Genomic DNA, 19400 nt, shown 5'->3' on the forward strand with positions numbered 1-19400 from the left:
CGGAAAGGATTAATTTAGCAGCATATCACTATTCTTATGATCGACAACTACTTCATAGCCGACCAATTTTCCCTGCTTGCCAAATTGATGGATATGCATGGGGAAAATTCGTTCCGGTCGAGAACCTATTCCAGTGCTGCCTTTGCCATTGAGAAAGTAACCCAATCTCTGGCCGAAATGCCGGAAGATAAACTGGTATCCATAAAAGGCATTGGTGATTCTGTAGCTAAAAAAGTAATTGAAATACTTCGCACGGGCAAATTGGGCGCCCTGGAAGATATCATTTCCAAAACACCGCCCGGTCTGCTGGAAATGATGAACATAAAAGGACTGGGCCCTAAAAAGATAGCCACCATCTGGAAAGAGATGGGCATTGAATCTGTTGGGGAGCTGTTATATGCATGTAACGAAAACAGGTTAACGCTTTTCAAAGGTTTTGGCGAGAAAACCCAAAAGAATGTTCAGGATGCCATCGAGTTCTATATGAAGAACCAGGGCAGTCACCTGTATGCGGAAACGGAAGTGTACGCAATTGCCATTGACACCACGCTTAAAAAACAATTCCCACAACAGCAATTTGCCCTTACGGGACAATTCAGGCGCCAGGTTGAGATCATTGACCAACTGGAATGGGTCACTACCGCTACAGACGAGGAATTGCTGGCCTTCCTGGGTCCCGATAATTACAAAACCCAGGAAACACTGGAAGACATCTTCAGCGTACTGGGCCCTGAGAATGTATTGCTGAAGTTTTACCGGGCTATGCCTGAAAATTTCAATACTGTTCTTTTTCAAACCAGCGGCAGCACAGACTTTGTTGCTGCCTGTCAGGCTTTACCGGGTTGGAACCCTACAGCTTCCTATGAATCGGAAGAAGCCATTTTCTCTGCCTTACAGTTGCCGGTTATAGCACCCGCCTTACGGGAAAAGCCAACCGTTCTGACGACTAAAAGCAACCAGGCCACCTTAATACAACCTGGTGATATCAGGGGCATCATTCACAGCCACAGCCAATGGAGCGATGGAGTGCATACGGTGGAAGATATGGCCAAAGCCTGTATTGATCAGGGATATGAATACCTGGTGATCAGCGACCACAGTAAAAGCGCCGCTTACGCTAATGGATTAACAGAAGAACGGATACGTGAACAACACCATTACATCGATGAGCTGAACGAAAAACTGAAACCTTTCAAAATATTCAAAAGTATTGAATGTGATATTTTAGGTGATGGCGCACTGGACTATTCCAATAATGTGCTCTCCACCTTCGACCTGGTGATCGCTTCCGTGCATTCCAACTTGAAAATGACAGAAGACAAAGCCATGATGCGGTTATTGAACGCCATTCGTAACCCATACACTACCATTCTGGGCCATATGACAGGCCGGTTGTTACTCAGCCGACCCGGTTACCCGGTTGATCATGTAACTGTCATCAATGCCTGTGTTGAACACCAGGTGGTGATAGAACTGAATGCACACCCCCGCCGTTTAGATATGGATTGGCGCTGGATTGATTATGCCATTGAAAAAGGCGTATTGATCTCCATTGACCCCGATGCGCACTCGATTGATGGTTATGACTGCCGTTATGGAGTGCTGGCTGCCCAAAAAGGCGGATTGACAAAACAACAGAATCTTAGTAGTTATAGCTTACAGCAATTTGAGGAATACTTAGCTAATAGAAAGAAATTAAGAGGAATATAAAAGGCCATTATTAGGCTTGTAAGTTATTTAGAAAGGGTCGTACGCGGCAAGCCGGGTACGACCCTTATATTTTTGATTGTTTAGTTCGCTCTCAATAACGGTATTTTCACATAGAACGTAGTGCCTACCCCTTCTTTGGTAACAAACCAGATCTCTCCCTTGGCTTGCTCCACAATACCTTTACTCATTGCCAGACCCAAACCGGTACCGGAAGTTTTTGTTGTAAAGTTGGGCGTGAAGATGCGCGATTGCGTTTGTTCCGGAATGCCTTCGCCATTGTCTGTTACACTTACCGTTATATACTCGCCGTTCAAATGTTCGTTCATTCGAATGACCCGATGATCGCGGTTGGCGCAGGCCTCCACTGCATTTTGCAGCAGATTGGTGAACAGGCGGTTCAACTGCGTACGGTCGGCAAAAAGCAATACCCGATGCTCGATCGGCGACCATTTAAAGTCGAGGTTACCGCCCGTATTATATAGAGAGGCCAACGACTGCAACATTTCATGCAGGTCAAATACTTCATTCTTGGGATTGCCAATATTCGCAAATTGCGAGAAGTCAGAGGCTATCTTCGACAGGTGATCGATCTGTTCAACCAGCGTTTTAGCTACATTAGTAGTAAGCACTTTTACATCGGTTGAGTTATTGGCGATGGCTTTTTGCAAATACTGAATACTCAACTTCATTGGAGTAAGTGGGTTCTTGATCTCATGCGCCACCTGCCGGGCCATTTGTCGCCAGGCGCCCTCACGCTCGCTTTTGGCAAGGGCTTCCGCACTATCTTCCAGTTTGGTCACCATCTTGTTGTACTCCCGGACCAACACGCCTATTTCATCATCCCGTTTCCATTCAATGGCTTCGTTCTCTTTACCCAGGTTCACTTCCCGCATCTTCTGACTAATGATGGTGAACGACTGCGTAATGCGGTTTGTGATCAACAATGCAATACCACCCGCTATCAGGAAGATGAACGCAATAAGGTTGATGACCGTTACCACGAAGTTGGAGATCTCCTGCTTCAACTCAGCCTGGCTACTGTAGGAAGGTATATTTAAAAAAGCTACTGCGTGCCCCCGCTCATTACGGATGGGTGAATAAATACTCAGGTAATCGAGCTTGCCAACCTGTTCATTGGTCACGGTTTGGATCTGTTGTAAATGATACAGCCGGTAATAGGCCAGCGGATTCATTTTGGTACTCAACACCCCGCTTGAATAAATATTCATATCCTGATTGCTGGTAACCCGCAAACCACCAACGGTATCGTACAGGTTCACATCCATGCCATGTACTTCCGACATCTCCCTTATCAACCCCTCCATCCGTTCACTAAATACCGGTTCATAAAACAATGAATCGTCCAGCGGATGCTGTCTGTTGATATTTGTTTGTACCTGGTTCACCATGATCTGCATGGCCCGGGTAAGGCGGTCCTGGTTATTACGCTGGTACCGGTTTATAAAGAAAAGGATGGTGGCCACACCAATTACACAGAACGACAGCAAACTCACCATCAAAATAGTGCTGTGTATTTGCGAGCGGATGCTTAACTGCAAGGTTTGCCGCAAGGCCGACCAATGGAACCGGCTTTTAATGATAAGCGAACTGAACTGGTAAAATGCCAGCAGGAACAAAAAGGTACTGAACAGGTAAGCGAATAAAGTAATGGCCTCAATGAACGTATTGCTTTTACGGGCAATGATCACCACTTTCTCTGACGAAGGCCGGTACCACAACTCTTCAAAGGAATTATTCCGGCGTCGCTCAAATTCATTCTGTGGTATAAGCCAATTGGCCAAATGGGTTGGGAAGGCATAATCGTTGTAATTCAATATCAGGTTATGGTCAGCGTCGTATATGGCGTAGGAATATACGGAAGAATACTGCTCAGGCAGCATTGGGTTGTTCGATCTGAACAACTCGGGTGTTAACGCCTCATATTTATACCGGCGGGGATCGGCCAGAACAAACAGCGTTCCCATTTTTGTTGTATCGTGATATGCTTCACGCCGGTAGATGTAAGCGAATTTATCGAACGACTGCTCGAAGTAACGCATACCCGGGATAGCAGTTTTCTTACCCTGCATCAGGAAGATCGTATTCAGGGTATCGAATGAAGCCTGCTCATCATTGAACAAAGGGGCATCAGTGGAATCGAACGTGAATAACCGCAGATTATACCGGGTATTCACATCGCTGTTCTTATTTACGATACTGTCTTTAAGAAATGCATTGGTTTGTGATTTGCTGAACCGGCTCATATTCTGCACCACAAAATTACTATCGAGGTAGGCCAGGGTGAAGCTCAGCATGTGCTCACTCATGGGATCGGACTGTAATGCAAGCTTTTCTGCAAAACGTTTGCGTTGCACCAGCTCTATTTTCCCATTCTCGAAAATGATCACCGCCGACATGGAAAAAGAGAACACGAACAACCAGAATAATACCTCCGATACGTTCAGCCTGAAATTAAGTCCGGCAAAAATGCGTTGTTGCATCAACCACATAAAAGCCATCAGCCAGGGCAACACATACAAACACAGCTCCACAATGCTGTTGTTGGTGGTGAAGGTCAGGATCATTAATCCGATGGCGCCTACAATAATGAACATAAAGTAGTTACGGTCACCTACCATTTTCCCCGCCACCGTCAATAAGATCTGTGACATAAAAAAATAGCTGAGGGCCAGTGTTGCCAGTACTATAAATCCGATAAAGCTGTATGGAGTGGCGATTAAACTGAAGAAATTGGTAACATTAAAAGAGATCTTGGCATCAGACACCATGGTTTGCAAAATGGCGGCAAACGTAAAGGTCACAATTACCAGGGCGCTTACGGAGGCTATCATTGCCAGCCAGTTCTTCCAGGGCTCGTGGTAAGGGCGTATAGCCGAGATATTAATACGCCGGTTTATGAAAGTGATCACCCAGCATAACAGCAGGGCATTGATCAACAGATCGCCCAGGGAACTTAATATAAAGCTTGACCCGTAAATAGCGGGGTCGAACAATTCGAACTGCCGCAAAGCCAGAATTTCAGGAAAGCCATACACGATCAATCGCATGGCCAGCACCACGCCAGTGAGCAGGGAAATGCCATACCAGATACCATACCTATGGCTAACAATATCTGCCAGCTGGTGCAGAAAGAGAAATAACAGGAAGAACCCAAGTATGGTTGTTAAAATAACCCAGGTATTATGCGGTTTGCCATACATGTTGTTTTGCTGTAAGTAAAACAACACATCGCCAGAGCTGTTTTTTACAGGAAAATCGGTTACAGTATTGGAGATGTCAACCTGCCTGGTGGCACCTTTCAGGTCTACAAATTCTTTTTGCAGGTTCTCTGTTTCTACATTGTACTGCCACTTTCGCATTACCGGGATAAGCGCTTCAGCAATAAGCCGGCGATCATTGCGCAGATACAGAATACGGGCTGTATGCACATAAATACCATTCGACAACCGTTCGAGCCGGCTGCTCATACTGTCTTCTGACAAATGTTTTACCGGTTGTATCAATTGTGTATTCCAGAACAGAAGGGCTGGGGGAACATCAAACTCGGTTTCGTCATAAATGTATAACCCATACCCCTTCTTGGTATCGAGCAGCTTTTGCAGCGTGGCCTCACTATAGGTTTGATCGACCAACGAACCCATTAAAGCCGTATCGGCAGCGAGTTGTTGAAAGTCTTTTTCCTTTTGCTGGATCCTGTTCTGAATTAAACGGGCAAAGTACCGGGGCGAAGTAACATCGGTCACATACCTGTTCAAAATATATGCAAGGGTAAACAGGCCAATGGCAGCCAATAGTGTATAGGTTTGCCTGTTTAGTAATTTGTGCTGCAAATGATTCAAGTATCGGGGTTTTGCTTTTTGATCGCGTTCCAGATGGCATCCATTTCAGTCAGGGTCATATCGACCAGGGGTTTACCCTGTTGTAATGCCAGTTGTTCCATTTTGGTAAACCGCGAAATAAACTTTTTATTGGTTCTTTCCAGAGCATTCTCAGCATCTATCTGCAAAAATCGTGCATAATTGATCAGGGAAAAAAGCAGGTCGCCAAACTCCTCCTCTATTTTATCGGGTTCATTGGCCGCAACCGCTTCGTGCAATTCCTGGGTTTCTTCGGTCACCTTATCCCAAACCTGTTCGCGGTTATCCCATTCAAATCCTACCTGGCGGGCCTTTTCCTGCAGACGGGTTGCCTTTACAACGGCTGGCAGCGAAACAGGCACGCCGCTCAATACCGACTTCTTCCCTTCTTTCAATTTCAGCTTTTCCCAGTTCTGCTTTACCTCTTCTTCGTCTTTTACCTGTATATCGCCATAAATATGCGGATGGCGATGAATCAGTTTATCGCAAATGCCATGAATGGCTTCTTCCAGAGTAAACTGTTGTTGCTCAGCGCCAATTTTGGCATAGAACACCAGGTGCAACATCAGGTCGCCCAACTCTTCTTTGATCCCCTTCCAGTCATTATCAGTGATAGCATCGGCCAGTTCATACAGCTCTTCAATGGACAGGGGCCGAAGGGTTTGTATCGTTTGCTTTTTATCCCAGGGACATTTCTCCCGCAAGTCGTCCATAATACCTACCAGGCGCATAAATGCATCTGCTACCGTTTGTTGTTGTTGTGCCATATATCACCAAATTGTTAAAATTTAAACACTGCAAATAAAAAGAATCCAACGAACAGGAAAATGATCGAAAAGAAAGCGAATGTATTCAGGATAAAAAACTTGAGCAGTGTTTTACCTCTGCCCTGCCCATAAAATTTCCGCATGGCTTTGTAGGCATACCATACCCCATATAACAATACTGCTGCCTCTATCCAGCCAACCCAATCCCAGTCCATTGACTCGTGTATCTTGTTCAACCCAAAGTACACTAACAAGTTAATGAAGGTAAAGATATACAGATATATTAAAAATATGCCGTGTGTTACATACAGGAACTGTTTACGTCGAATGTATAATAACTTCAGGTAAAAGGCATACAACGGCAATGAAATGAACAACAGATAGGGAAAGGTGTGAACGAATTTCTCCAGCAGGTCGCGCCACATGGCCTTCTGGTCGCCTTTGTAACGTGCGTTCAACTCAATTTGGCGGTGATTTCTATGTCGTCTAAACCAGCTATCCTTTTCTGCTGCAGGCAGCGTATTTTGTATGGAATCATACTCTTTAATGGAAGTATACTCCAAATGCGGATCGACCATGAAAAAATTATTCTTGGTCTTGCCAATCTTTTTTGAATAGTAAGCGGTTGTATCCTTTTTTTCTTCAGGTGTTCGCATATAGGGCCGGGCCAGATCAAGGGCCCTTTCTACAACCATTGAATCCTCTTTATCCTTTGCGTCGGACAAAGCCTTGGCTTTAACAGAATCGGGTAACGAGGTAATGAATTCGGTCTTTTTATCTTTTTTATCTTCCCCCTCTTCCCCGCCATGAAAATGGAATACGGAATATAAACAGAGGAAAAATAAAGCGGAAGAAAAAACATACATTCTGATGGGGTGCAGATAACGCGCGCGCCGGCCCTCGATGTATTCCTTTGGCAGAAACCCCGGGCGGATGATCAGCAGCTTTGTAGTGCTAAAAAATTTACCGTCAAAATGGGTAATGTCGTAAAAAAAATGGCTTACCAGGCTCCAAACTGTTTCTTTTGGCTCAATATTTTCCTGTCCACACATATGACAATATCTCCCATTCAATTCGGCATTACAGTTCAGGCAAATTTTCTCGTGACGTTCTTTACTGTGTGACAAAAGGTATAAATTTTAACTAAAAATAAGGAAACAGGTTATTTTACAGAAAAATTCACGGTTCCGTTGTATTATTGGACCAAAATATTCGTTACTAAAGCGCTAAAAAATTAAGCTGTTTATAATATGACCAGAATTTTGGGGCTATCTCTTCTTATTAGTTTTATTGCTCATACAGCGTATAGTCAGCATTACTACAACGACCTGATAATGACCAATGAAATTGTCAAAAAAAGGGCTGTATTCCAGGCTAATAAAATAAGATCGGTGAAAATGACCAGCTTCGATGGCAATAATCAACCCATTGAAGGTTTTGGCGGCTCACAGGCTGTTTCGGCTACCTCCATCACTACCGAAACATCAACCAGCCTCAGCGGTAAAGACGAGATCACGCATTATTTTAACGAGAAAGGACTACTGACCCAAAGTATCGATACCACTGATGGCAACAAGGTGATCATTCAATACACCTACGACGCTAACAATCTTATTACCGGTATCACCAATATGTCTTTTTCGCCCGGCGGCTACTCCACCAGGGAACAACACCTTTATTTTTATAATAAAGCCGGCAAACCTGAGAAAATGCTGAAAATAAAGAACAGCACCGATACTACAGTAGTGACCTTTAAACTCGATGAAAAAGAGAACGTGGGTGAAGAAAGAAGCGTACACGCCGGAACGGAACAACCTGTGGTGTATTATTACTACGACGACAAAAACCGCTTAACCGATGTAGTAAGATTTAATAACCGCGCAAAAAGATTATTACCTGATTATATTTTTGAATATAACGATGCCGGATGGGTTACCATGATGCTGGTAACTACTGCCGGGGGCGCCGATTATCAGAAATGGTATTATAAGTACGATGCAAGAGGATTGAAACAGAAGGATGAGTGTTTTGCTAAAAGCAAGATGTTGATTGGGAAGATTGAGTATAGTTATCAATAAGGCAGTAGGCCCTCCTTCTCCGCCAGCCGGCGGATTCGGCGGGCGAGGCAAACGGCAGACAATAAAGAATTTAAGCAAATAGCCAATATGTAATAGAAGTTACATATTGGCTATTTAGTTTATGGGAGCGTTTCGCTCCTTGGAGCTCAACCTTTACGATCTTTCGACTCTTTGGGGTCACATCTTCCCTTTGGCTTCGGTGGGCGATGCGCCCAGGGCAACGCTCGCTATATACGCCACCAACACACAGATCAATACGGCTGCTGCCGGATACAGAAAAAAGTTGATGATATTTGCTGCCTGAATAAAATACAAACAAACAGCGCTTACCACAAAGCCTATAAAAATACCTTTACTGGTGATGCGCGGGAAGAAGATACCCGCTACAAACATACCGGCCAAACAACCGCCAAACAACCCGATTATCTTAATATACTGGTCCCAAATGGAAGCATTCCGAAGGTACACCATGTATATAGCGATCAAACAACCCAGCGCTCCTAATAATACGGTAACCCAGCGGGCAAACGCAAACCGTTGCCTATCGGTACTGGCTGGCCGCGCGCTTTGATAAAAATCGGTGGTGATCACGGTGGCAATGGAGTTCATACTACTGCTGATGGTTGACATGGTAGCGGCAAACAAACCGGCAATTACCAGTCCGGCCAATCCTGTTGGTAACTGGTTGCTTATATACCAGGGAAACACATCATCGGTACGGCCATGCGGGTTCAATGCAGCCGGATGATGCCGGTAATACACCCACAATGCCGTTCCCACACTAAAGAAAATAAGGGAGGCAGGTATTACCAGTATGGCGTTTGTATAAATTGATTTCTTTGCTTCTTTTTCGGTGGAAGTAGTGAGGTAACGCTGCACCACCACCTGATCTGAGGAATAGGTAACCAGCTGCGTCAGAAACCCACCCACAAATACTACCCATAAGACAGGTTCGGTGATCGTCCAGTCAGTAATGGCCAGCCGGAATTTATCGTGGTCCATGGCTTCGGTGAACAATTGCCCAAAACCGCCATTTAATGAACCGGCAATAAAGAAAAGCGTGGCCAGTGCACCACCAAGCAATACCCCTACCTGCATTACTTCCGTCCAAACAACGGCTTCAATACCACCCGACACGCTGTATGCTGTGGTGATCAAACTGGTACCAATGATACAGATAAAGATGTTGATACCGGTGACAGCGCTCAATACAAGCGCCGGTAAATAGATCACAATGCCTAACCGGCTTACCTGGAACAACACAAATGTTAAACTGCCCAGCCATTTTACCTGCCGGTTGAACCGGATATTCAGGTATTCATACACGCTGGTGAGTTTTAGTTTGCGGAAATAAGGCAGATAGAAATACACTACGATGGGCGCCACCACCACTATCATCACATTGTTCAACAGGTAAACCCAATCTGTAGCATATGCTTTGGCGGGAATGGCAATAAAAGTAAGCGCGCTTAGTTTGGAACCAAAGATACTTAACCCGGCTGCCCACCAGGGAATTTTGCCACCGCCCAAAAAGAAACCGCTGGTAGTTCGTTGCATGTTACGCGATACAATCACACTGATGGCAATAACCAGCAAAAAATAAATGCCAACAATGGTCCAGTCGAATAGACGGAATCCCCCGGGTGGTTGTACCGGGGTGGCCATTAACACCCGATTAGTGCGGGTGCCGGGGCGCACTTCGCCACCTGGCAGCACCAGGTTACCATTCCAGACAACCGCTGTTGTGGTAACCGGCGCCCAGGTACTGTTAAGGGGGTTGCCTTCAGCATCTGCTCTATGATCTGTAAAAATATTTCCTATGGAGCTCCAGGTATTGGTAATGGAATTGTACATCCATACTTCGTTAGAAAAGCCTGGATGTTTTTGTTGCAGACTTGCATTCTGGTCAAAATATTTTCCGTTATCACCGCCAAAGACCAGTAAATGCGTTTGTCCTGTTGTGAATGCAGGTGAGGGTGCCCCTGCAACAGATTGCGGCAGATCAGCTATCCGGTTCCAGCCTTTGCCCGGAACGTATTTGTAGGCATCTTTTAAAAAGCTGCGCTGCACGGCACTATCGGCAGGCTGTTTGGTAAGCGTTGCACCGCTTAATAAATAGAAGGCGCCTTCCTGGGTGGCCGCAACGGCCAGCATTCGTCCCGGGCCAGGCCAGGGTTCCTCGCTTTTCCACGCCCGCTGTGCAGCAGGCTGGCCCAGATCGAGCACCCAGAAATTTGTTGAGGCTTGTGTAGCGGCAGGGGTAATTATTCCGCCTGCAATGTATAATCTGGAACCTATAATAATCCCACAGGCATTGGCAATGGGAGTAGGCAAGGCAGGCAGCTCTTCCCTTTCAATAGCGCCATTTTTATATCGCAGCAACCACACTTCGTTGTAATGCCTGGTAGCATCACTTCCACCGGCGATAATTACACCATCCTGCCAGGTCACTGAGATGCCGTATGCAAGCGGATGTGGCAACCTGCCCGCTTCTTTCCAATGGCCATTGGGTTGTTCCAGCACAAAGATCTTATCGTACCAGGTTTTGGTAGCGCCATTCCAGGGGGTACCACCCATTCCGAAATTAGAGCCCCCTGCAACCAGCAGTGCGCCATTCGATACACCAGCAAACGACCCGGCAAAACCAACTTGATCAGGTATTGCCGGTAACTGTGACCATTGGAGATAGGGTTTGGGAGTTTCTTCTGCTTTTGTAAAGAGGCAGGTGATCAGGAAAAGTGAGAAGAGAAATATATGTTGAATACTTTTTTTCATATTGCAATTGCTGTGGCAAGCAGCCTTTGTGGTCATAGGTTTATGAGGTAAGATGTAGGAGATAAGAAGTAAGAAGTGTACTATGTATCACTCTTCTTACTTCATACTTCCTACTTCAGTTTCTTACTACATTTATGTTACAAACTTACAGGTTAACCCCACTCATTTTATTCTCCTTCGGTTTACAGATCCAATCAAAGAAACCGATACTTCTGAGATCGGTCTCCAGTACTTTGTATTCCTGCTCTTTAAACGGATTCAACGGATAACGCACATTACCACAATCGAGGCCGATCAGTTTCATCATGGCTTTTTGTGCCCGTAACCCGCCATGTTTTACGATCACCCGTACCATTTCAACCGAAATATATTGCAATCGTTGTGCTTCAGCCAAATTACCTTTTTTAAATTCTTCTATCAGGGCATTGTACAGCGGCGCCACAAAGTTGTAGGTACTTCCAATAAAGCCTTTGGCGCCGGTAGCCAGCGCGCCCAGCAACATTTCATCGGTACCGTATAAAATATCGTATTTGTGACTATCGAAGTTAATACAGGCCTGGTAATCGTGGATCAATGGGGCAGTGTATTTGATCCCGGCAAATGTAGGGATGGACTGTCCTGCCTTTTCAAGCAGCTTCACCATATCGAGACTGATACCTGTCAACGCTGGAATGTTGTAGTAATACAATGGTAAGGCGGGGGCGCCTTTCGAAATTTCCTGCAGACATTGCACCAGCAGATCAATGGAATCTACTTTAAAATATGTTGAAGGCGTTGCGGAGATATAATCGGCACCAATTTGCTGCGCATGGGCCGCCAGTTGCCGTGCTTCCGTAATACTGTTATGGCCCACATGCACAAATACCAGTAATCTTTTATTGGCTGCTTTCACAAATGCTTCTGCCAGTTGCTTTCTTTCTTCCGTAGTCAGGGACGGGCCTTCGCCGGTACTGCCACAAACAAACATACCCTTTACCTTATTATCAATTAACAGGTTCACAACATCGGGTACTTTACTAAAGTTGATGGTTCCATCGGGATTCATCGGGGTAAAGGGTGCAGATATCAGTCCGCTGAGATGACTCATGTGTGTGCTCATTATTTTTTGTTTTACTTAATCAACAGTTCTTTGGCTATCAGTTTTTGAAAAATGATGGTTTCATAAGGATTTTTAATCCCTGCCTCGTATAAACAATTAATAGTTCCATTTGGCAAAATGGTCATGCAGGAATAGGCTGATGGTCCTGCATATAGGGTACGGACAATGGGCCAGGTTTGTCCATCGTCATAACTTGCCCTGATGGTCATATTTAATCGTTTTGCAGAAGCAGGGTTCAGGAACAGCATAGTACTTTTTGTTCTTTTATTGGGCCACACATACCGAACAATACTGGCCTGGCATACAGGTTCCATCAGCGCTGGCACATCAACGGGGGCCGTCCAGGTAATGCCACCATCGTAACTAATGGCCTGTGCGCGGCAGTTGCGTTGAAAATAGGAACGCATGTTCATCAGCAATGTGCCATTGCCATCTGCGACTTCTATTACCTGGCATTCATTCATTTTAGGCGTAATAGTACCGCCCAGCTTCCAGGTAACACCATGGTCATCACTATAAATACTATGCGAACCCATAGCTGGATGGCCTTCCTTTGGAATGGTGGTAGAATCGTCGTAACTGAAATCACAAGGTATTACGAGGCGCCCTTTGTGTGGACCGTATTTTATTTGTATGCCAATGCCGGGACCAGTAGCATACCAGCCCCATTCCTTTTTCTTGGTGGTAGCGGTAATGTCTTCGGGAGCTGACCAGGTCAACCCATCGTCATTACTTCTGGTGATCCATACAGTACGGGTACTACGGCTTAATTTCTTTATAATATCGCCTTCTTTGTCATCGCCCAGGTTATGCGTGCTCAATAAACAAATGGTACCGGTTGTTTCATCCACTACCGGGCAAGGATTGCCGCAGGTATTGGTGCTGTCGTTCCAGATAACCTGCTGCGCGCTCCAGGTACGACCGCCATCGGTAGAACGTTTTAACACCAGGTCAATATCACCGGCATCGGCTGCATTGTTCTTTCTGCCTTCGCAAAAAGCCAGCAGCGTGCCTTTGGTAGTAGTTACAATGGCCGGGATGCGGTAGCTTTTATACCCATTCGTGCCAGACACAAACAGCGACAGGGTGTCGGGTTTTGTCTGGGCACAAACAGGCAACCAAACAAACGTAATTAAACCAATCAGCCAGCAATAATTTACAATTCTTAGCATAGTGTAATCTACTTTAAATTCCAAGCCTCCCGCTGCCCTCCTTCGCCAGGGCTTCGGCGGGCAATGCAAAAAACTCCGGCATCAATTCATGCGCGATGGGGCGCAGTTTGGCTACCTCACTGTCATCGATGCCAATGTAAGGCCAGCGTAAACGTGTACCTGTGTTTGACCATCCGCCAATGGCTGCCAGCAGTTTATCAGCCGCCTGGTTGCTATATCCCCGGGTACTGATAAATGGCTGTATATACTGGCTCATAAAAAGCTGAATACCTTTTTCTATGTGCAACGCCTTTGGCATGTTTGTCAACATCAGGTTGTACCATAGTTGGGCAGCTACCGGATGTATACAAGCTACATTTGAATAGGCACCATGCGCGCCCAAACTAACCCCGGTAGCCAGGTGATGTCCAGGCACGAATAATGATAACTCCGGCGCCCATTTTTTCATGGCTATATACCACTGCGCCTCCCCTCCTACTGTTTTGCAACCTGCCAGGTTAATGCCAGCTTCTTTCAGTTGAAAGAATTCTTCAGGGATCAAACGCTTTTTTGCATGAGGCGGATTGTACAGCACCAATGGTACCGGTGCAGCCACTTCGGTTAAAACCCGCAGATAGTTGATCACTTCCGGCATGGAAGGCGCCGACCAATCGGGCAGAATAACCTGTATAGCGCCTGGTTGCAGGGCAGCCGCCCGTTTCACCCTTTCCCGCGCCATTACCGGACTGGTATGGCAGGCGCCGATCTGAAAAGGCATTCGGGCCGCGTTGCATTTGTGAGCCAGGAGCTGACTGATGGTATCAAACTCATCTTCGGTTTGGTTATAAAACTCACCGGCCGTTCCATTTGAATAAATCCCATTTACCTGCATGGCAATCAGGGTATCGATCGTTGCTGAGAGGCACTGGTAATTGATGCTGTCATCATTATTAATGGGTATTAATAAAGTAGCCCAATTACCTCTAATTTCTACGGCTTTTAATGGCTCCATGATACATTTATTCTTTACTAAAATCTTTTTTCACCTTTGCCTTCATTAATAGCCATCTGTTTGCAGTAACTGGCCATTGTTGGCCATTACGTTGGCAGCCAGCGGCCAGAACAATGGAGTTGTTTTTCCAACCAGGTTTGGAACGTAGGTATACACATCAATAGTTCCTCCTTTATGAAAACGCACCAGATCGTACCAGCGTTTGTTCTCAAAGAACAACTCACGGCCACGCTCATCCAGGATCTCCCTTTCTACACTTGCTTTGTCGGCGCCACCGATATAAGCTCCAATCCCAGCGCGGTTACGGGTCTTATTCAGGTAATCGATCGCTTTTGTTGTATTGCTGATCCCTGCATAAGCTTCCGCTTCCATCAGATAAATCTCAGCCAGGCGGTACATGATAATGTCGTTGTCAGATACCCTATCGTCCGGGTACTTGTTTCCGGGTAATTTGGTGATCCAGGAAATTTTAAATGTAGTAGGCTGGCGTTCAGTAACCCAGGTATATGGAATGCGTTTGTCACCACTGGCAAACAGGGCTTTTGATTTGGTGCTGATCTGATAAGCGCCCTGACCGTTTGAAGTTGTGATACAATAGGGCAAACTGTCGATATTAACAGCACCGGTAATACCGGTTTGATAAGGAAGGGCATTGAGGCCATAATTGGCGCCGCATTCATCGCGGTTAAAATAAGCTGCCAGAATAACCTCGCTATTGGCGCGCACGGTTGTTACTTCTTTAAAATCGGTACGCAGGGCTAAACCAGTTGTTTTCTCCACCTCGGCCAGTGCGGTGATGGCGTCGTTGAAATCATTGGCACCACCACCCAATACTTTTGCACTCCACAATTTGGCATCTGCTTTTAATGCCTGTGCCGATGCATAAGAAAAACGGTATTTACTGGAAATGGTTTTTGCCGGGTACAAACTGATCGCCATATCCAGATCTGCAACGATCTGTTTCATTACATCAGTAGCTTTTGATCGTGGTAATTGCGGTATACTGTCACTACTATTGTTGATGGCCTGTAGCATGATGGGGGCGTCGCCAATAATGCGTACCAAACTGAAATAGATATAAGCGCGCAAATTGTAAGCTTCCGCCATCACCCGCTTTTTGTTGTTCTCATTGGCAAAGGGAAAATTCTCAATTTTTGCGAGTAACAGGTTACAATTACCAATGGCTTTATACCAGTTGGTGTAATCGAAGGCACCTGAAGTAGGAGAAATATTCTGTGTCCAGGCCTGGCCAAAGCGTGAATTGAGTGCAGAGATCAGTTCCTCACCCCGCTCAGTACCAAAAGTAATATTGTTGGCAATACCAGTGATATTCTGCGGACCTACCTTTGCAGAACCCCGCAGGTACATATATATTCCCACCACATACGGCTCAAAATCGTTTTCATTTTGAAAATATTCATCATCGGTAATGGATGACTCGGTTTTGGATTCTACTAACTTTTCACAACTGGTCCCTATCAACAGCAACCAGCAGCCTATAAAAAGAAGAAATAATTTGTTCATATTCTGTAATTACAATCGTTATGAATAGGTTGTACTAAAACCGCGCAGTAGCGCCCAATGAAAACTGACGGGGACGCGGATAACCGATCGCATCAAACCCGGTATACGTCTCGGGATTCACCCCTTTGTATTTGGTGAGATAACCTATATTATAAATACTGCCGAAAACATTGATGCCTCCCAAACGTGTTTTTCTCACCAGGTCTTTTGGTAGTTCGTAACCCAGGTATATTTCCCGGAAGGCCAGGAAATCGCCTTTTTCGAACATGGTGCTTACATCAACCCCATAAGAATTATTAGTACCTACTGTAGTAACCTGACGGATATAGTTACGCTGCCCAAAATCATAATCAGCAAAAGAGAAACGGGCGTATTTCTTTCCTACATCACCGGGTTGTTTCCAGATATCGTTACCCAATGCTTCTGCCGGTGCGCCTTCATTGAATGCCCTGCCCTGTCCCAGTGAACGGGCCAACGCACCGTTGCTGATCACATGCCCCAGTGCATAATCCATGGCAAAACGCAGGGTGAGGCTTTTAAAGGTGAAAGTGTTCTGCATACCACCGATCTTGTCGGGCGCACGATACCCCATAAACACCATGTCGCGGCTGTCGATGATATTATCGCCATTGAGATCGGCCCAAATATAATCACCCGCATGCTTACCTGTTTTTTGACCATCAGGAGAAGCCATCAGGTCTTTTTTACCCCAGGCAGCAGCTTCTGCATCGGTTGAAAAAATACCATCAACTTTGAATGCATACAGGCTATACGGCCGCTCGCCCTCGGCAAAACCACCTACTTCAATTTCACTCTTTGAAGCAGGATCATATACGGTGCCACCAAATTGACGGTTCTTGGCCCGTCCATTGTTTGGCAGGTCCACAACAATGGTGCGGTTAAATGCAAATGAGAAATTGGTTTTCCATGTAAATTCCTTGTATTTAAAAACAGTGGCGGATAATTCTACTTCAACACCCCTGTTCCGTAATGATCCGTTGTTATAAACCACCGAGGCAAATGGCCCTTCCAATGGTAGTGGTCTGGAAGCCAGTCTGTCGTTGGTCAGCTTGTTGTAAAAATCTACCGTCAGCATGATCCGGTTTTTCATGAATCCGGCATCAACAGCCAGATCAGTTGTTTGCGTAGACTCCCACTTCAAATTCCGGTTGGCAAGATTCTCACGCACAATGCCGGAGGTTTGAGCATAGGTGGTACCAACATAGCTTCCATAAGTATCACCCACTTTCAGGTCGTTCAAACCGGCGCTGCCCCAGCTCGCTCTCAGTTTCAAAGCACTTACATATTGGCTTTTCCAGAAAGTTTCATTGTGGATGTTCCAGCCAACCGATAAGGCAGGGAACAAAGCATACTTATTGCCAGGCGCAAAATAAGAGAAGCCATCATACCGCAATGAACCGCTTAACAGGTACCTGCTGTCATAGTCATAACTGAACTGGCCAAAATAACTGGCAGACCGTTTGTCAACCAAAGTGGTACTTAAATCAGTCACGTTGGTAACGATCTGATCGTTGACGATAGTGGTGGTTGGCTCTTCTATGGTATATACATAATCACTGGTAGCCCGCTGTGACCCTATTTTTATTTCATTCTCCCGGTAGCGGGTATAGTTAAAACCGGCCAACACGCTCAGGTTATGACTGCCAAAAGAATGATCATACTGCAGGATCTGGTCGATCATCAACTGGCGGATATTATTGGTATTCTCGTATTTCTGCCGGCTTGTAGATAATTGTACGCTGCCGGGATAAGCTTTTCTAGACAACATATTCCGGTAGTCTTCCAATACATAGGAAACAGCCGGTCTGAAATGCAGGCCTTTAGTAATGGTAACATCTCCTGCCAACCGCGAGATCATCCGTTCGGTGTTCACCCGGGTATCGTCGTATTTCAGCGTATGAAAACGGTTGCGGGTACTTGTTACTTCTCCAAACGTGGGTGTATCATCGTCACGGAAAATACGGATAAGAGGAGTAATGCGGGTAGCCCGCACCAGGTCGTTGGTATAAGATTCCACATAGTTGGGAACTACGTTCTGGTAAGTCACCGAGGCATCCAGTTTGAAATTTTTGGAAACCTTGAAACCAAAGTTGCCCAATGCATTATAGCGTTTGTAGTTGGTGCCCACAAAAATACCGCCCTGGTTTACATAACCCAGCGACACATTATAGTTGGCGTTATCACCACCACCATTCACACTGGCGTTGAAGTTATCGGTAACCCCGGTATTCCATAACATATCCTGGTAGTGATTGTCGGTATACAACAATCGGGTCCCCGGATTAATGGGATCATCCATTACTTCCCATCCCTTAGTTAATAAATTATCTACATATTCCTGCCCTTCCACTGCCACAATATTGTCGTACAAAGCAGTTAAGTTGATGGAATTGCTATATTGTCCTTTTTGAGTGAAAACAGTAGTACCTGCGGAAAAGCCACCTTTGTTCAGCAGATTGTCTTTATTAAGCGCATCAGCGGTATTTTTTACTGTGGTGCGGGCAAGTGTAAGGTAATCTTTAGCACTTAGATAGTCGTAATCGCGCATCTGGGTGTCATAGTTGCGGCGATAATTAACAGTAACAGTTGGCTTTGCATTAAACTTACCCGATCTGGTTTTAATTACTATTACGCCATTTGCACCACGCGCGCCATAGGCCGCAGTGGACGCAGCATCTTTCATCACCTGGAAGGATTCAATGTCATCGGGATTTATATCGTTTAAAGAACGGAATACGCCATCGATCACTACCAACGGGTCAGATATGTCAACATTACTATTGGCATTTCCGCCACTGGTTCCCACCCCTGTACCATAAGAATTAAGCTTGGTTCCACCGCGTATCAGGATATTATTAGCCCCCGAACCTGGTTGTCCGTTCACAATAGGCACCGAAACACCGGCCAGTTTCCCCTGTAAAGCCTGCACCGGGTTTGGGTTGGGGGTATTAACCATTTCTTCAGCCGCCAGCTTAGATACGGCAGCGGCTGTTTTATTCTTTGTTTGGGTCATATACCCAACCACTACTACATCGCTAAGGGATGTGGCCTCGGCATCCAGCGAAGTATTCACTATTGTTTGTCCGTTGATAGGCACTTCTTTGGGTTGGGTACCTATATAAGAAAATACCAGCGTATCCTTCAACGAACTTACGCTGAGTACAAAATGGCCACTGTTATCGGTAACAACAGCTTTGTTCGTTCCTTTTACGGTAACAGTGACATTCGATAATTTTTCGGAGGAGGCCGTTTTTACAGTCCCCGATACCACGGGATTCGACTGCCCAAATGAAGTGATACTAATCATTAACCAGCAACCAGTGAGTAACCAGGTAAGAGTCTTTTTCATAAATGGCTTGACGTTAGTTTTGCAATACGTACAATA

The 19400-nt window shown here is 45.5% G+C and carries 11 protein-coding genes; 2 read left to right on the forward strand and 9 right to left on the reverse strand.

Annotation, left to right across the window (positions count from 1 at the left end; all coding sequences use genetic code 11):
- Positions 1-36 precede the first annotated feature (36 nt).
- On the forward strand, positions 37-1710 hold the full coding sequence (locus tag J7I42_RS31600; protein ID WP_209143871.1) for a DNA polymerase/3'-5' exonuclease PolX: 1674 nt from the start codon (positions 37-39) through the stop codon (positions 1708-1710).
- Positions 1711-1790: 80 nt separating this feature from the next.
- Here J7I42_RS31600 and J7I42_RS31605 read toward each other — a convergent pair whose 3' ends face one another.
- Genes J7I42_RS31605 through J7I42_RS31615 form a run of 3 tightly spaced genes read right to left on the reverse strand, consistent with a single transcriptional unit; the run spans position 1791 to position 7482 of the window.
- Positions 1791-5570, reverse strand: a complete 3780-nt coding sequence (locus tag J7I42_RS31605; RefSeq protein WP_209143873.1) for a sensor histidine kinase — start codon at positions 5568-5570, stop codon at positions 1791-1793.
- Positions 5567-6355 (reverse strand): nucleoside triphosphate pyrophosphohydrolase, encoded by a 789-nt coding sequence (gene mazG, locus J7I42_RS31610; protein WP_209143875.1) that lies wholly within the window; start codon positions 6353-6355, stop codon positions 5567-5569. The genes J7I42_RS31605 and mazG overlap by 4 nt, the downstream gene beginning before the upstream one ends.
- A 14-nt stretch (positions 6356-6369) precedes the next feature.
- Positions 6370-7482: a DUF3667 domain-containing protein gene (locus J7I42_RS31615; RefSeq protein WP_209143877.1), complete on the reverse strand. Its 1113-nt coding sequence runs from the start codon at positions 7480-7482 to the stop codon at positions 6370-6372.
- Between the two features lie 123 nt (positions 7483-7605).
- Between J7I42_RS31615 and J7I42_RS31620 the strand changes: the two genes are divergently transcribed.
- Entirely contained in the window at positions 7606-8433 is an 828-nt protein-coding gene (locus tag J7I42_RS31620; RefSeq protein WP_209143879.1) for a hypothetical protein, read from the forward strand.
- 177 nt (positions 8434-8610) lie between these two features.
- Here the strand turns inward: J7I42_RS31620 and J7I42_RS31625 are convergent, their stop codons facing one another.
- From J7I42_RS31625 to J7I42_RS31650, 6 genes are all read right to left on the reverse strand, one after another.
- The gene (locus tag J7I42_RS31625; protein WP_209143881.1) at positions 8611-11208 is read right to left on the reverse strand and encodes a sodium:solute symporter family transporter; all 2598 of its coding nucleotides are present in this window, start codon (positions 11206-11208) and stop codon (positions 8611-8613) included.
- A gap of 145 nt (positions 11209-11353) precedes the next feature.
- Positions 11354-12307: a dihydrodipicolinate synthase family protein gene (locus J7I42_RS31630; protein WP_209143883.1), complete on the reverse strand. Its 954-nt coding sequence runs from the start codon at positions 12305-12307 to the stop codon at positions 11354-11356.
- 11 nt (positions 12308-12318) lie between these two features.
- Positions 12319-13479, reverse strand: a complete 1161-nt coding sequence (locus J7I42_RS31635; protein ID WP_209143885.1) for a sialidase family protein — start codon at positions 13477-13479, stop codon at positions 12319-12321.
- 13 nt (positions 13480-13492) lie between these two features.
- Positions 13493-14470 (reverse strand): dihydrodipicolinate synthase family protein, encoded by a 978-nt coding sequence (locus J7I42_RS31640; RefSeq protein WP_209143887.1) that lies wholly within the window; start codon positions 14468-14470, stop codon positions 13493-13495.
- A 45-nt stretch (positions 14471-14515) separates the two neighbouring features.
- Positions 14516-15994 carry a RagB/SusD family nutrient uptake outer membrane protein gene (locus tag J7I42_RS31645; RefSeq protein ID WP_209143889.1) on the reverse strand — a complete coding sequence of 493 codons (1479 nt, stop codon included), beginning with the start codon at positions 15992-15994 and terminating at the stop codon, positions 14516-14518.
- A 34-nt stretch (positions 15995-16028) separates the two neighbouring features.
- Positions 16029-19364, reverse strand: coding sequence for a SusC/RagA family TonB-linked outer membrane protein (locus J7I42_RS31650; RefSeq protein ID WP_209143891.1), 3336 nt, complete (start codon positions 19362-19364; stop codon positions 16029-16031).
- Positions 19365-19400: the final 36 nt, after the last annotated feature.

Source organism: Niastella soli (assembly GCF_017742245.1).
GTDB classification, from domain to species: Bacteria; Bacteroidota; Bacteroidia; order Chitinophagales; family Chitinophagaceae; genus Niastella; species Niastella soli.